Here is a 14,643-nt window from a genome sequence, read left to right on the forward strand (position 1 = left end):
TCTGAATATATTTAAATTGGTGTTCAGTAATTCTTAACGAAGATGGTAACCCTCAAACAACTCAATGTATTTACGGTAATCGTGCAAGAGCGTTCGATCACGGCCGCAGCGGAAAAGCTATGTTTAACTAAGGCAGCTGTTAGCATGGCACTAGCGGAGTTAGAGCGCCATCTCGAGCAACCGTTATTCGATCGTGTAAATAATCGATTAATGATAAACTCTGCCGGAGAGCTATTACTACCGCATGCGCATCAAGTGCTTGATAGGTGTCGCTTCTTAGATTCCCTATTTAAAGAAAGCGAGAGGCTATATGGCGAAATTAAAATTGGTGCCAGCGATACCTTAGGCAATCATTTATTGCCTCCCATGTTAGCCGCTTTTCAGCAGCAAACTGGACACACGCAACAGCAGTTGTTTATCACCAATACGGCGAAGGTGTGCGCCATGCTTCGTGATTATGAATTAGATATTGGTTTTGTTGAAGGTCGAGTGATAGGCGAAGATTTAGACATCATGCCTTGGTTTGAAGATGAAATGTGTATCGTGAGTGCAATGGACTTCGTGGCAACTGACTTTCAAACTCTTTTGCAAAATCAATCTCGTTGGCTGTTGCGGGAACAAGGCTCCGGCAGTCGAGAGTTTTTCTTAGCGAATATTGCAACGCAGCTTACGTCGTGGCGAACCGCATTTGAGTTAAATTCTACCGAGGCGATTATAAATGGTGTGGCGGCAGGGCTCGGTCTAGCTTGTATCTCAAAATACTCCGCTGAACATGCCATAGCACAGCAACGAATTAAGGCGCTTTCAGGTTTAAAAGCCGCACCGAGGCAGTTTTGGCTGGTGACGCGTAAAGATAAATTTCAAAGCCCAATATTAACGCAACTCATTGCCTTTGCGACTCACTGGCGTCAAGAATCACGACAGAATTAGGGCCTGTCTAGCTACTCAATCCATCTTGTAGTTGGTATTAATTCCACAGACGCTGAATGAACTTTCTCATACCTCGGGTCTTTTAGACAATAGCAGATTAAGAGGTTACATATGTCGTTCAGAACTATCGACTATTCTATTTCAGGCCTGTTAGCAGTGAGCTTATTACTGCTTGGCATTTCATTTTTGTTTGGCGCTGGGCCAAATAGTATTTCAGGCACCTTTAGCTTTTACGGCTTAACAGAGTGGGTGCCCGTTGCCACGCTTGGTATTGTATTTGGCTTTGCATTAATGGTTACTGCGGGCTTGATCATTTTACAGCAATGTAAGATTGTTCCTACGGCATGGCCGCTTGCCTTAATCGCCACCGTTAGCCTTTTTACCTTGTTGACATTATTTGCCGAAAATCGTTGGATCGCAGCCCATGGTGGCTTTCCGGTTATTGGTTCTGGACAAGGGGTCATCAAGTATTTTGCGTTAATACCCATCGCCTTATTTCTCTACTGCCGTCATCATATCAACGCGCGAGCGCTAGTGTGGGCGAACTATTTTCCTGTGGCATTGGTTTTAGCCTGGATCGGTGGGATGAAATTTCTCGAACTCGAAGCTAAGGCAATAGTGCCGCTAGTAGAAACTTCACCGTTTATGTCTTGGATGTATGAGCTGTTTACTGTGCAAGAAGCCTCAAACGTGATAGGTGCTTATGACCTATTGATGGCAGGCTTGCTTGGCATTGGCATTTGGTTCAAACAGCGAGTTGTTATTGGGGTTGCAAGCCTTGGATGTCTCGCGGTATTTGTTATGACGCAAAGCTTTTTGTTTACCGCAGCCGGTGCGTTTAGCGACATGAGCTTACTTGGCGGCTTGGGACAATTTGTGATTAAAGACTTGTGGTTTATCGCCAATATCATGGTGATGGCATTTTTGACATTGGAGTCCAGCCCGTCTGAGTCTCTAGAGTCTGCAGTCGTGTAAATTTCATTGTGATGCAGCCCCGCTGCCAAAAGAGCGTGACCTGAGTTGCGCTCTTTTTATTTTCATCATATGTGCCAGATGTGCCAAGTGAAGTTTTTTCTGAAAATAGTCCTATCGGCAGTGAAAATTAAATGTGAATAAGCTAAGGTCATAAAAAGTTGATATCAGTGGTCTAAGCTAGATTATCAAACGTATACAGCAAGATGCCATTGGCATTAAGTGGCAAAGTGAGCAAAGTTTAAAAGCTGCATGCATTGAAATGGTGTATGTATCGAAGTAGCAAGTTTAAAGAAGATAATTGTATGGAAAGACCAAATACATTAAAGCCAATCTGGCTTTCAGGTGGCGACGTAGAGAAAAAGCGCGCTGAGATCAAAGCATACTTCAACAACAGCTGGCAGCAGTACGAATCATTATTTAGCAATATCAACAATGACGATGCCTATTTTGTGAAGGCTGAGCGGTTACGGCATCCACTCATTTTCTATTTCGGTCATACCGCTTGTTTTTACGTTAACAAGTTGATGTTAGGGAAATACATCACTCAACGCGTTAATCCTCATATTGAATCTACCTGCGCTGTCGGTGTAGATGAAATGTCTTGGGACGACCTTGATAGCAATAATTACGATTGGCCAACGGTGTCTGAAGTGCGTGCTTATCGCCAACAAGTGAATGCGCTTATTAACGGGTTAATAGACAAGATGGATATTACCCTTCCAATTACCCAAGATAGCCTTGTGTGGGTTGTCCTAATGGGTATTGAACATGAGCGTATCCATTTGGAAACTTCTTCGGTGATCATACGAATGCTGCCGCTGGCTGACTTGACTTTACAACCCGGTTGGGAAGCGTGTGATGAGTACGGTGACGCACCTGACAACAGCCTAGTTTCAGTAAGTGGTTGTGATGTTCGGCTTGGTAAACCTGAGTCAAATCAAACCTACGGTTGGGATAATGAATATGGTGTGCAAGACGTCAATGTGTCGCCATTCAAGGCCAGTAAGTATGTGGTTTCAAACCAAGAGTTTTTAACCTTTGTCGAAGCTGGTGGCTACAATCAGCCTGAGTTTTGGACGGCTGAAGGTCAAGCTTGGTTGGCTTCAACTAAATCAACCATGCCGCGCTTTTGGATAAAGAAAGACACAGGCTTATGGCAGCGAAACTTAGCTGAGGAGATCCCGTTACCACTCAACTGGCCAGTTGAGGTTAATTACCTTGAAGCAAAGGCTTTTTGTAATTGGAAATCCGAGCAAAGTGAGCACTTCGTACGCTTACCAACAGAAGCTGAGTGGCAAGTACTACGTGATAAGCTTGATGTTGATCTGCCGACATGGAATGAAGCGCCAGGGAACATCAACCTTGAAGTATGTGCTTCAAGCTGCCCGGTTAATCGTTTTGAAACTGAAGGCTTATTCGACATCATCGGCAATGTTTGGCAATGGACGGAGAGTCCAATCGACGCATACAGCGGCTTTAAAGTGCACCCTTTATACGATGATTTCTCGACACCTACTTTTGACGGTAAACATAATCTGATCAAAGGCGGTTCTTGGATTTCTACAGGCAACGAAGCCGTGCGAGATTCACGTTATGCCTTTAGACGCCACTTCTTCCAACATGCCGGATTTAGATATATCGAAAGTGAGGAACCACAGGTGCCAGTGCAAAAGGTCAACTTGTGTGAAATGGATGCTGACGTTGCTAATGCGCTACATAGTCACTACGGCAAGCCTGTTATGCATTTTGGTAATCCATTGCAAAGTGTTGTTTCAAAGCTAATGACGCATTATCAAGGTAATACAGATAAAGCGCTGGACTTGGGATGCTCGGTCGGTCGCGCAAGCTTTGAATTAGCCAAACACTTTACACAAGTCGACGGTATCGATTTTACTGCGCGCAATATTCAGCACGCGTTGGCCTTAAAAGAAGGCTCACCGGTACGTTTTGCCACCGAGATTGAAGGTGAAATTGTGAATTTCCACGAAGTGTCGACTTCGCAATTGGGTTTTGATGAACTCAGTGATCGTATTCATTTCTGCCAAGGGGATGGTCATAACCTTAAACCACAATTCGCAGAGTATGACTTAATCTTATGTCATCGCGTTGTAGAGTACTTATATTCACCAAAAACTTTTTTAAACCAAATTAAATCGCGTTTGAACGCTGGAGGGATCCTTGCGATAAGTTCTGCCTATCAGTGGGACAAGGCGCTGACCCAAGCACAAAACTGGTTGGGCGGTTATAAGGTCAGTGGTGAAAATGTCACAGGCCGCGATGGTTTAGAAATTTTACTGGGACAAGACTTTGAGTTGCTCGCTGCAGACGAAGTGATGTCCGCCATAAGCAAAAACGCACGTAAAGTTGAACTAGAGGAGTGTCAACTTACGTTATGGCGTCTTAAATAGTCTTTGATACATATGCCAGCAAAAATGCTGGCATGATTTTTTAGGTTAAAGAATGGAATTAGTATTACCTGAACACATTAAGTTTAGTCAAAGCTTGGCTGCTCCAATCGACGTCAACTTGAGTGATTCCTGCGCTCAAGGCGTCACGCTCGGTGAACTTATTGAGCTTAGTGGCGGCAAAATGCCAGACATTGAACTGGGTTACAATCCGATTGCGGGCAGTGAAGGGCTAAAAGCGGCTATTAAAGCTTATCATCTGCCGACGACTGCGTGTGTAGATCTTAATCAAATCGTGACGTTTAGCGGTGCTCAAGAAGCTATTTTCACGACGATGGCGCAGTTACTAGAGCCACAAGATGAGGTGGTGGTCTGCACACCAAGTTACCCATCGCTTGCAACACTCCCCAAACAGTTTGGCGCTATCGTCAACACCGTGCCATTGCGAGAAGAGAACAACTGGCAGTTTGATATAGAAAGACTCAAAAACACAGTGACGACAAACACCAAACTCATTATCGTCAACGCTCCTCATAATCCAACGGGCACAGGTTTGACTGACAATGAAGTTGGACAAATACAACAGCTGGCAGAGCAGTGTGGTGCTTACATTTTAAGTGATGAAGTATCAGCACAGAGCCATGGCGATGACCGCGCAGTAAGTGGACGGTTTTCGGCTTATCCGCGGTCGATTACGTTAGGCGTATTATCCAAAAGTATGGGCTTGCCTGGGATCCGAGTAGGGTGGGCAATTTGCGGTTCGAAAGCACTAGCAGATGCGCTGTTGGCCGGTAAAAGCTACTTAAGCATTTGTGGCAGTAAAGTGGACGATTTATTGGCGACTACCGCATTACTGCATAGTGAAACTATCTTAGAGCATAATGCGAACATCATTGCAAATAACGTTCAATTGATGCGTGAATTTGTCAGTTTATACTCGCAAAAAGTGACTTGGGTTGAGCCTCGTGGAGGTGTGTTGTCATTGCTGAAGATTAATTCAGTAAGAGATTCTGAAAAGTGGTCACGTCAATTTGCAGAAATCTCGAACACGCTATTGTTACCCGCGAAGCTATTTCTATTGAAAAGCGAGTGCTACTTTCGCCTAGGAACGGGTAAACGCAACTTTGCCACTGGTTTGGCAAGGCTCGAAACATTCCTCAGCGACTAGATTAATCCAGCATTCAAACTAAGCGTCTATGATAGGTCGTGTTATTTTTAATTAATGCAGGAAAGGAAAAACCTATGGTAAACGTTAAACATTTAATGGCTGGCTTTTTGGCCGTCATGCTTAGTGCATGTGCTTCAATGGGTGATGGTGACAAGGTTGAAAAGCAACGTGCCATCCTAGATATGAAAAACGATGTACTTACTCAGCTTTACAGCAAAAAGCCGGATACACGCTCGCAACTAGCGGCAGCTCCGGGCTATGCTGTTTTTTCTAATGCCAATATTAATCTGTTATTTGTTGCTGCTGGAACAGGTTACGGTGTCGTACACGATAATACAGTGGGAAGTAACACTTATATGAATATGGCTGAAGGTGGTGTCGGCCTTGGTCTAGGTGTAAAAGATTATCGTATTGTGATGGTATTCCATACTCCTGAAGCAATGAATAAGTTTGTTACGTCAGGTTGGACGTTTGGTGGAAATGCAGATGCTGCAGCTAAAGCCGCTAAAAAGGGCGGGTCGGTAGAAGGCGAAGCCTATTATGGCGATGTTACTGTGTACACCTTTACTGAAAGTGGTTTAGCACTGCAAGCAACAGTAAAAGGCACTAAATTTTGGAAAGATAAAGAACTAAATTAAGATGATGTAATAATGACTTTAGAGAAAAGCCCCGTAAATCGGGGCTTTTCTTTGATTACTTGCTTATCTCTTCGGCGCTGAGGCTTTTCTCAAAGCGCCTGTTTACCAACTGGCAGACGATGGTCAGCACAATGGCAGCGAACATAAAGCTCGAGAACGGCATAGGTGACTCAGGAACCGCGAGCGCAAGTAAAGGGCCGACCAAAGCGCCACTACCAAATCGTAGCGTGCCTATCACCGCGGTAGCGGTACCGGTTTGATGTTCAAAACTCAGTAATATCAGCGCATCAGCGTTGCTGGCAATGATCCCCAAACTCATCATCAAAGGTGCAATGGCAGAAGCTAACACCCAAACCGAGACGGATTGGCTACTGAGTATGACCAAGAGTGTGGAACAGACAACACCAATCGCAAGACCGATATTGAGCATTTTTCTAGAACCAAGCCTTGGTACTAAACGCGTGTTGGCAAAGTTACCAAGCATCAATGCAATCACATTCATGGCGAATAACACTCCAAACAGCTGCTCCGACACACCATAATACTCAAGATAAATAAATGAAACTGAGGTTAAAAAGCAAAAGAATGCAAATGATGCCAGCATTGAAGAAAGAATATCGTAGCGGGCCTTCTTTTGTGTTAACACAATGCGGTAATTTTTTAAGAAAAACGATAAGCTAAGCGGTACATCGGCGTTGGTTGGAATTGCAATACAGAAAAACTGTAATGCGATGATAACCAATACTGCATAAACCGCTAAAAACCAAAAAATGGCGTGCCAATCAAAGTACAACAAGATCAACGCACCAAGTGAGGGGGCAATAAGTGGCGCGATCATCATGATCATCGACACATAAGACATCCCTTTGGCCGTATGCTCTTTGTAATAATAGCGGATCACGCCTGGTACAACAACAGTCGCTGCGGCACCACAAAATGCTTGAACGACCCGCAAGAAGCAAAACATATCAATGTCATTTGTTAGTGCAAGCCCAATTGATGATGCGGTAAACCCGACTAAACCCCAAATAGCTAACGTCTGCCTTGAGAATCTATCTGCAAGGGGGCCGAACACCATCATGCCGACAGCATAGCCTGCCAAATAACTACTAAGAGAAACCTGCACTTGCTCGAGCGGGCTATTCAAGCTGTCTGCAATCGCGAGCATCGCAGGTAGGTACAAGTCGATGGCTAATGGTGTTATCGCAACAATACTAGCCAGTAATGGCAACAGTATTGCGGGGAGTGTTGATGACTTCATATGTTGGTATTGTTACCTTGTTAATGTTAAGCAGAATAAATACACCAATCAGAGACGCTTTATATGGAGATGGTACTCGATGCACTGGAGTAGAGCAGCGAAAAGACGGCGTTGTGATCAGCAGAAGTTCATGAAAAATTTTTTATATTGTACTAAGTTAGTCTCGTTAAGTGACGAAATTGCGGTAAACTTAGAGAAACTTAAGTTGTAAAAAAGAAAAGGAACAAGTTATGAAAAAACTGGTTCTCGCGATAGCCGTAGCGGCAACGCTTGCCGGTTGTAAAACATCGCCTACCGGACGCACTCAGTTAGCGCTCTATTCAGAGCAGCAAATGGACCAAATGGGTGTTGCGAGCTTTGAACAAATGAAGCAAGAGCAAAAAGTCGATACTGATGCTAAAACCAATCGCTACGTTAAGTGTATTGCAAATGCCTTAATAGCACAACTTCCAGCAAACTACGCAAACCAGCAATGGGAAGTCGTAGTATTTGAAGATGACTCTGCCAATGCATTTGCGCTACCCGGCGGTAAAATCGGAGTTCACACGGGGATTCTCAAAGTTGCAGAAAACCAAGATCAACTTGCGGCGGTTATGGGTCACGAAGTAGGGCATGTTATTGCCGAACACGCTAATGAACGTGTTTCGCAAAACAGTGTGTTGCAGTTTGGTCTGCAAGCAGGTGCAGCGGTACTTGAAATGAATAATGTCGAATATCGCAATGCCATTATGCAGGGATTAGGTCTTGGTGCACAGTACGGTGTAGCACTGCCATTTAGCCGCTCTCATGAAAGCGAAGCGGATGTTATCGGCTTAGATCTAATGGCTAAGGCAGGCTTTAATCCTGAAGGCTCTGTTGCACTTTGGCAAAATATGGCGAAAATGAGCGAACAGCGTCCACCAGAATTTATGTCGACGCACCCTGCGCCAGAAAACCGAATTAAGCAATTACAAGCCAACATGACAACAGCCCAAACAACCGCTAACAAAGCGCGTGCAGGTGGATTTACACCAAGCTGCAAACGCTAATTTCTCAAAACACCAATTACACTTAAGTTAAGTGTAATTGGTGTTTCCTTCTGTCTCACACATCAGCATAAATAGCCGTAATTCTAGCTCAAGTTGATGATAGTTGGGCTCCATGTGCTGACAAAGCTTGTAAAACGCTTTGTTATGGTCTTTCTCTTTAAAGTGCGCTAGCTCGTGTACAACCAATGCTCGTAACACCGCCTCGGGAGCGTGTTTTAACTGCGCTGCGATGTGTATTTGGTGCGACGTTTTTTGTTTTTGCCCGTGCCGTGTGGTTTTGAACGTATGTGTTCCTAACGCATTCAATACCATATTGTTGCGCTTCTCAAACTTGACCTGCGATACCCGTGGGGTATTTTTTAAGTACTGTTGTCTTAATCCTTCTACATATTCGTAAAGTAGCTTATCGCTTTTGATTTGATGCGGTTCAGGATAGCGGCTTTTGAAAAACACACTGAGTCGTTTGCTCTCTATTAATTGAGTGACTTGAGTTTGGACTTGTTCGGAGTAGTTTAAAAAATAGGGGTGGGACATTAAAACAGCGCCTCTTGCTTGGCTTCTTTTTCAGCGGGGAATGGATTGCTTACTTGATGATGTATTTCTAAATCAGCAATAAATTGTCTTGCTAAAAATGGCGCATCAAAATTGTCTGCGGTATGGAAAAACAAATAAGGTGATTTACCTTCACTGAGCCATTGATTGAGTTTAGTTAACCAAGGCTGGTAAAAGTCTCTATTAGACTCAAGCTGAGAGCAACCAACAAATCGCAGAATTGGGCTGTCTCCTGTAGCAATAGCATGTACAGGCAATCGCGGCTTTTTTTGTTGTGCATCTACTATCGCAGGGGTACTGGCAGGCTCGCTAAAGAGTGCGCGAGTATCCATCACGATGCGATTGTAGTTATTTTCGATTAAATATTGGTTGTATCTGCGCTCAGCATCACCTTTACGATAAAAGTCCCAATGTCGTACTTCAACACCAACAGTTAGTGATTTGGGCAACCAAGATAAAAATTGTCGCATTTTATTTATATGTTCAGGCGCAAACTGCGCAGGTAATTGCAGCATTAACACGCCCAATTTAGGGAACAACGGTGCCATGTTTTTACACCAAGTCAATAATTCATCTTGGCAGTGGCTAAGTGCCATTTCATGACTAAAACGCTTAGGAATTTTAAACGTAAAGCGAAAGTCATCAGGCACTTGTTCTAGCCATTTTAATACGGTCTGCGGATTTGGATCGGCATAAAAAGTCGTATTACCTTCAACGCTATTAAAAATTTGGCCATACTCTTTGAGCATATTTGTGGCGCTACAATGGCTGGAAAATACTCGACCTTTCCAGTGTGCGCTACTCCATTGTGGGCAACCCAGATACAACATAGTGATCAAAACAACGATTAAATGTGTGAATAGTGTATCAGATCCTTAGATTGAGGATGACAATGCAGCGTATTTTTATATAATTGGCGGTTATTGAAAATGAGTCTTAGCGACTGGCTTACCAATACTGTGAATTCATATTGTGTGGTGAGAAGTGATTAGTCGTAAGAGCAAACTGGACTGACAGGAATTTTATGCGCTCTATATACTGCGGAAAACTAAATAAGAGCCATGTAGATCAGGAAGTTGAACTATGTGGTTGGATCAATAAACGTCGTGACCTTGGCGGCCTAATCTTTGTCGATTTAAGAGATAGAGAAGGGCTTGTGCAAGTGGTATTCGATCCTGAAGTGGAAGGCTTAATGGATAAAGCGAATACGTTGCGCCAAGAGTTCTGTGTTCAGATCAAAGGTGTTGTCCGTGCGCGTCCTGAAAGCCAAGTAAACAAAGACATGGCAACCGGTGAAGTTGAGATCTTAGGCACTGGCTTAACCATTATCAACCGTTCAGAACCATTACCGCTTGACTTCAATCAGCAAAACTCTGAAGAGCGTCGTCTTAAGTACCGTTATTTAGACCTACGCCGTCTAGAAATGAGCGATCGCATTAAGATGCGTGCTAAAGCGAGTAGCTTTGTGCGTCGTTTCTTGGATGAAAATGCATTCTTAGACATTGAAACGCCAGTACTAACGAAAGCGACACCTGAAGGTGCACGCGACTATCTAGTACCAAGTCGTGTTCACAAAGGCAGTTTCTATGCGCTACCGCAGTCGCCGCAGCTATTTAAGCAGCTACTAATGATGTCTGGTTTTGACCGCTACTATCAAATCGTAAAGTGTTTCCGTGATGAAGACTTACGTGCCGATCGCCAGCCAGAGTTCACTCAGATAGATATCGAAACGTCATTTATGAGCTCAGATCAAGTTCGTAGTGTGACAGAAAAAATGATCCGCGAAATGTGGCAGTCTTTCCTAGACGTTGATTTGGGTGAGTTCCCAGTGATGCCGTACAGCGAAGCGATGAGCAAATATGGTTCGGACAAACCAGACCTACGTAACCCGCTTGAGCTTATCGACGTTGCAGACATCGTAAAAGACGTTGAATTTAAAGTACTGAGCGGCCCTGCGAACGACGAAAAAGGTCGTGTTGCAGTACTGTCAGTGCCTGGTGGCGCACAACTTTCACGTAAGCAAATCGATGAATACACTAAGTTTGTAGGTATTTATGGTGCGAAAGGCCTGGCATGGATGAAAGTAAACGACCGTGATGCTGGTATCGAAGGCGTACAGTCGCCAATTGCTAAGTTCTTGAACGAAGAAGTGATCAATGCACTGCTTGAGCGCACAGGCGCAAACACAGGTGATATTATTCTATTCGGTGCAGACAAGCGCAATACCGTAAATGAAGCGATGGGCGCGCTACGTCTGAAGATTGGTCTTGATTTAGAAATTACTGATCTTAATAAGTGGGCACCACTTTGGGTAGTTGACTTCCCGATGTTCGAAGAAGACGACGAAGGCAACCTACACGCGGTACACCACCCGTTTACTGCACCTAAGGGCGTAAGTGCTTCGGAACTTGAAGCAAACCCAGCAGGTACACTTTCTGATGCATACGATATGGTACTTAACGGCTACGAAGTAGGTGGCGGTTCGGTTCGTATTCACAACAACGAAATGCAGCAGGCAGCGTTCAGGATCCTTGGCATTGAAGAGTCTGAGCAGCAAGAGAAGTTTGGTTTCTTACTCGATGCTCTGAAGTATGGCACGCCTCCACACGCAGGTTTGGCATTCGGTCTTGACCGTTTGGTGATGCTACTGTGTGGCACTGACAACATCCGTGACGTTATTGCGTTCCCGAAAACAACGCAAGCGTCGTGCTTGATGACGGATGCACCAAGCCCTGCAAATCCAGATGCGCTAAAAGAGCTTGCTATCTCAATAGAAAAGCAGTTGGTAGAGCAAGGTGAGGGCGAGTAAGTTCGTCAACCTGATGTAAAAGAGGCGGCTTAGGTCGCCTTTTTTGATCTTATATACTAGCTTATAACTGGTAATCTATACAGTATTTTGGCATTATAACCAAAAAATCAAGAGACGATGCGTTTGGCTGTCATTTTAGGAATTGATCCGGGGTCAAGATTTACAGGCTATGGTGTGATTGCTCACCAGGGTGCAAAGTTCCAATATTTAGGGAGCGGTTGCATTAAAGTTGGTGAACATGACTTTCCCACTCGATTAAAAATGATCTATCAAGGGATCACACAGCTCATAGAGCAGTTTTCACCGAGCGACTTTGCGATTGAGCAAGTGTTTGTTGCGCATAATCCAAGTTCAGCCTTAAAACTTGGTCAAGCGCGAGGTGCGGCCATTGTTGCGGCGACCATGCAGTCAGTGGTCGTGAGTGAATATTCGGCAAGACAAGTTAAACAAGCCGTTGCGGGTACCGGTGGTGCAGACAAAGCCCAAGTACAGGAAATGGTAAAGCGCATATTAAAATTGCCTGGCACACCCCAAGCTGACGCAGCAGATGCGTTGGCTGTGGCGATTTGTCACGCGCACTCAAGGCAAAACTTAATAAAAATGGCAGGCGCAGCGCGTAAAACCGTAAGAGGAAGGTTGAGATAACCATGATAGGAAAATTAAGCGGAACACTGTTAGAAAAGCAGCCACCAGAAATATTAATTGATGTTGCAGGTGTAGGTTATGAAGTACAAATGCCTATGACTTGTTTTTATGAATTACCAAGCGTGGGCGAGCCGGTTTCAGTATTTACCCACTTTGTGGTGCGTGAAGATGCGCAGTTACTGTTTGGTTTTAATACCAAGATCGCACGTGCATTGTTTAGAACGTTAATTAAAGCAAACGGAGTCGGTCCTAAGCTCGGTCTTGCAATTTTGTCGGGTATGTCTGCAGAGCAATTTGTTAGCTGCGTGAATCATGGCGATGCAACTACTTTGGTTAAGATCCCTGGAGTTGGTAAAAAAACCGCTGAGCGTTTAGTACTTGAAATGAAAGATAAGTTAAAAGACTTTGGCAATGACTTACTCACACCGTTTAGCGATGCCGCTGTACTTGCGCCGCAAGAGCATCCGACGGTAAGTGATACCCCAGCAGATGAAGCGATTGCAGCCTTAATGGCATTAGGGTATAAACAAGTTCAAGCACAAAAAGCGGTAAAAGCCGTAAACAGAGAAGGCATGACGACCGAGAGTATCATTAAAGATGCTCTTAAATCGATGATGTAACTATGATTGAAGCAGATAGATTAATTGAACCTGAGATCCAAGGTAATGAAGATTTAGTTGACAGGGCGATTAGACCTAAACTACTGAACGATTATACCGGTCAGCCGCATGTTAAAAAGCAAATGGAAATCTTTATTGCGGCGGCGCGTTCAAGGCAAGAAGCCTTAGACCACTTGCTGATTTTTGGTCCCCCTGGTTTAGGTAAAACTACGCTTGCGAACATTGTTGCAAACGAGCTTGAGGTGAATATTAAAACCACCTCGGGACCTGTGCTTGAAAAAGCGGGAGATTTGGCCGCATTGCTCACTAACCTTGAAGAGGGGGATGTGTTATTTATTGACGAGATCCATCGTTTAAGTCCTCAGGTGGAAGAAATTCTCTATCCTGCAATGGAAGACTACCAATTGGATATCATGATAGGCGAAGGTCCTGCTGCACGTTCAATTAAACTGGATTTACCGCCTTTTACTTTGGTTGGCGCAACGACACGTGCCGGTTCGTTAACCTCACCATTGAGAGACCGTTTTGGTATTGTGCAGCGCTTGGAGTTTTACTCGATTGCGGACTTGTCTGCGATTGTTACTCGCTCAGCGTATCACTTAAACTTGGAGATCAGCGAGTCGGGCGCAACTGAAGTAGCGCGTCGAGCACGCGGTACACCACGAATAGCAAATCGTTTACTACGCAGGGTAAGAGACTTTGCTGAAGTGAAGGGCGATGGCTCTATCACTGAAGAGATTGCGCACTTAGCGCTGGATATGGTCGATGTTGATAAATGTGGCTTCGATTATATGGACCGCAAATATCTGCTAGCAATCATTGAAAAGTTTACCGGTGGCCCGGTTGGTCTGGATAACCTCGCTGCGGCAATTGGAGAAGAAAAAGAAACCATCGAAGATGTGATAGAGCCATTTTTAATCCAACAAGGTTTTATTCAACGCACGCCAAGAGGACGTATTGTCTCTGACAAAGCCTACATGCATTTTGAGCTAAGCAAGCCAGAATGATCTAAGTTGGGTAATAAACACCTTTATTCTTCATAATAGCCGAGTATTAACTCGGCTATTTCATTTCTACACTCACTTATTGCAAATCGCGTTTGCACAAATCCATTATTTTGTGTCAGCTAAATTCAAGCAAGATCCATCATTGCTGAGGTAACTTACCTGTGTGGGTTATATGTTGCTTAAACAATTTGTAGATTGCCTCGTCTTTTAAGCCAAACACTAAATAAAAACCGCAAAATGACCGAGTGTTAAAGAAAGCGTGGAGCGTAATGTTGAGCTTGTGCCAAATTTCGGGCAAAAAAAAGCCCGCAAATAATGCGGGCAAAACAACAAGTTGAAGGAAGTAATCCAGGGAACAAGATGAGTTACTTTGGGTTTTATCCACAAAATGCGTCATCTAAGCAATACGAAAAATCAGAATCCTATTGCAAGTAACTGTGCTTGCTGAAACTTCAGCTGCTCGCTCAGTACAGGGTGTATATTAAAGAGGTTTTGGCTTTTCATCAAACTAGAAAAATTCTTTTTTCGGATAGAAAAAACTAATATCAAATTTTTTTTCAAGCTCAAAAAGTGAGCTTAAATGTGTCAGTGTATTTGTATAAGCT

Annotated in this window: 14 protein-coding genes; 11 read left to right on the forward strand and 3 right to left on the reverse strand. The window is 44.0% G+C overall.

Annotated elements, in window-relative coordinates:
- Positions 1-42 precede the first annotated feature (42 nt).
- The 5 genes from L1D50_RS14795 to L1D50_RS14815 all read left to right on the forward strand — a co-directional run bounded on the left by L1D50_RS14795 (position 43) and on the right by L1D50_RS14815 (position 6,116).
- Positions 43-930, forward strand: a complete 888-nt coding sequence (locus L1D50_RS14795; protein ID WP_138524266.1) for a LysR family transcriptional regulator — start codon at positions 43-45, stop codon at positions 928-930.
- Between the two features lie 111 nt (positions 931-1,041).
- Positions 1,042-1,905 carry a DUF417 family protein gene (locus L1D50_RS14800; RefSeq protein WP_239966304.1) on the forward strand — a complete coding sequence of 288 codons (864 nt, stop codon included), beginning with the start codon at positions 1,042-1,044 and terminating at the stop codon, positions 1,903-1,905.
- A gap of 302 nt (positions 1,906-2,207) precedes the next feature.
- Complete coding sequence (ovoA, locus tag L1D50_RS14805) at positions 2,208-4,313, forward strand: 5-histidylcysteine sulfoxide synthase (RefSeq protein ID WP_239966305.1); 2,106 nt, start codon at positions 2,208-2,210, stop codon at positions 4,311-4,313.
- Positions 4,314-4,365: 52 nt separating this feature from the next.
- Positions 4,366-5,478: an aminotransferase class I/II-fold pyridoxal phosphate-dependent enzyme gene (locus L1D50_RS14810; RefSeq protein WP_239966306.1), complete on the forward strand. Its 1,113-nt coding sequence runs from the start codon at positions 4,366-4,368 to the stop codon at positions 5,476-5,478.
- A 74-nt stretch (positions 5,479-5,552) separates the two neighbouring features.
- Positions 5,553-6,116: a YSC84-related protein gene (locus L1D50_RS14815; protein WP_128727764.1), complete on the forward strand. Its 564-nt coding sequence runs from the start codon at positions 5,553-5,555 to the stop codon at positions 6,114-6,116.
- A gap of 55 nt (positions 6,117-6,171) precedes the next feature.
- Here L1D50_RS14815 and L1D50_RS14820 read toward each other — a convergent pair whose 3' ends face one another.
- Entirely contained in the window at positions 6,172-7,377 is a 1,206-nt protein-coding gene (locus tag L1D50_RS14820; protein ID WP_239966307.1) for a Bcr/CflA family multidrug efflux MFS transporter, read from the reverse strand.
- Here L1D50_RS14820 and L1D50_RS14825 point away from each other — a divergent pair.
- Positions 7,368-7,511, forward strand: coding sequence for a hypothetical protein (locus tag L1D50_RS14825; protein ID WP_161568697.1), 144 nt, complete (start codon positions 7,368-7,370; stop codon positions 7,509-7,511). The two genes, L1D50_RS14820 and L1D50_RS14825, sit on opposite strands and share 10 nt — an antisense overlap.
- 96 nt (positions 7,512-7,607) lie before the next feature.
- Positions 7,608-8,405, forward strand: coding sequence for a M48 family metallopeptidase (locus L1D50_RS14830; protein WP_128727762.1), 798 nt, complete (start codon positions 7,608-7,610; stop codon positions 8,403-8,405).
- Positions 8,406-8,432: 27 nt separating this feature from the next.
- Here the strand turns inward: L1D50_RS14830 and L1D50_RS14835 are convergent, their stop codons facing one another.
- Complete coding sequence (locus L1D50_RS14835; RefSeq protein WP_239966308.1) at positions 8,433-8,939, reverse strand: YgjP-like metallopeptidase domain-containing protein; 507 nt, start codon at positions 8,937-8,939, stop codon at positions 8,433-8,435.
- Positions 8,939-9,787, reverse strand: coding sequence for a DUF72 domain-containing protein (locus tag L1D50_RS14840; protein ID WP_275660204.1), 849 nt, complete (start codon positions 9,785-9,787; stop codon positions 8,939-8,941). The genes L1D50_RS14835 and L1D50_RS14840 overlap by 1 nt, the downstream gene beginning before the upstream one ends.
- 194 nt (positions 9,788-9,981) lie before the next feature.
- On the opposite strand from L1D50_RS14840, the gene aspS reads away from it, so the two are divergent.
- The 4 genes from aspS to ruvB all read left to right on the forward strand — a co-directional run bounded on the left by aspS (position 9,982) and on the right by ruvB (position 14,038).
- Positions 9,982-11,766 carry an aspartate--tRNA ligase gene (aspS, locus tag L1D50_RS14845; protein ID WP_128727759.1) on the forward strand — a complete coding sequence of 595 codons (1,785 nt, stop codon included), beginning with the start codon at positions 9,982-9,984 and terminating at the stop codon, positions 11,764-11,766.
- 123 nt (positions 11,767-11,889) lie between these two features.
- Positions 11,890-12,411, forward strand: coding sequence for a crossover junction endodeoxyribonuclease RuvC (gene ruvC / locus L1D50_RS14850; RefSeq protein WP_010605128.1), 522 nt, complete (start codon positions 11,890-11,892; stop codon positions 12,409-12,411).
- Between the two features lie 2 nt (positions 12,412-12,413).
- The gene (ruvA, locus tag L1D50_RS14855; RefSeq protein ID WP_010377584.1) at positions 12,414-13,031 is read left to right on the forward strand and encodes a Holliday junction branch migration protein RuvA; all 618 of its coding nucleotides are present in this window, start codon (positions 12,414-12,416) and stop codon (positions 13,029-13,031) included.
- A 2-nt stretch (positions 13,032-13,033) separates the two neighbouring features.
- Positions 13,034-14,038 (forward strand): Holliday junction branch migration DNA helicase RuvB, encoded by a 1,005-nt coding sequence (gene ruvB / locus L1D50_RS14860; RefSeq protein ID WP_128727758.1) that lies wholly within the window; start codon positions 13,034-13,036, stop codon positions 14,036-14,038.
- Positions 14,039-14,643: the final 605 nt, after the last annotated feature.

It is taken from the genome of Pseudoalteromonas sp. Isolate6 (assembly GCF_022398435.1).
Lineage (GTDB): Bacteria > Pseudomonadota > Gammaproteobacteria > Enterobacterales > Alteromonadaceae > Pseudoalteromonas > Pseudoalteromonas galatheae.

Bases quoted from the DNA above. Each gene is read 5' to 3' on its own strand.
- L1D50_RS14795 (WP_138524266.1), top strand. From the start codon at position 43: ATGGTAACCCTCAAACAACTCAATGTATTTACGGTAATCGTGCAAGAG.
- L1D50_RS14800 (WP_239966304.1), top strand. From the start codon at position 1,042: ATGTCGTTCAGAACTATCGACTATTCTATTTCAGGCCTGTTAGCAGTG.
- ovoA (WP_239966305.1), top strand. From the start codon at position 2,208: ATGGAAAGACCAAATACATTAAAGCCAATCTGGCTTTCAGGTGGCGAC.
- L1D50_RS14810 (WP_239966306.1), top strand. From the start codon at position 4,366: ATGGAATTAGTATTACCTGAACACATTAAGTTTAGTCAAAGCTTGGCT.
- L1D50_RS14815 (WP_128727764.1), top strand. From the start codon at position 5,553: ATGGTAAACGTTAAACATTTAATGGCTGGCTTTTTGGCCGTCATGCTT.
- L1D50_RS14825 (WP_161568697.1), top strand. From the start codon at position 7,368: ATGACTTCATATGTTGGTATTGTTACCTTGTTAATGTTAAGCAGAATA.
- L1D50_RS14820 (WP_239966307.1), bottom strand. From the start codon at position 7,377: ATGAAGTCATCAACACTCCCCGCAATACTGTTGCCATTACTGGCTAGT.
- L1D50_RS14830 (WP_128727762.1), top strand. From the start codon at position 7,608: ATGAAAAAACTGGTTCTCGCGATAGCCGTAGCGGCAACGCTTGCCGGT.
- L1D50_RS14835 (WP_239966308.1), bottom strand. From the start codon at position 8,939: ATGTCCCACCCCTATTTTTTAAACTACTCCGAACAAGTCCAAACTCAA.
- L1D50_RS14840 (WP_275660204.1), bottom strand. From the start codon at position 9,787: ATGTTGTATCTGGGTTGCCCACAATGGAGTAGCGCACACTGGAAAGGT.
- aspS (WP_128727759.1), top strand. From the start codon at position 9,982: ATGCGCTCTATATACTGCGGAAAACTAAATAAGAGCCATGTAGATCAG.
- ruvA (WP_010377584.1), top strand. From the start codon at position 12,414: ATGATAGGAAAATTAAGCGGAACACTGTTAGAAAAGCAGCCACCAGAA.
- ruvB (WP_128727758.1), top strand. From the start codon at position 13,034: ATGATTGAAGCAGATAGATTAATTGAACCTGAGATCCAAGGTAATGAA.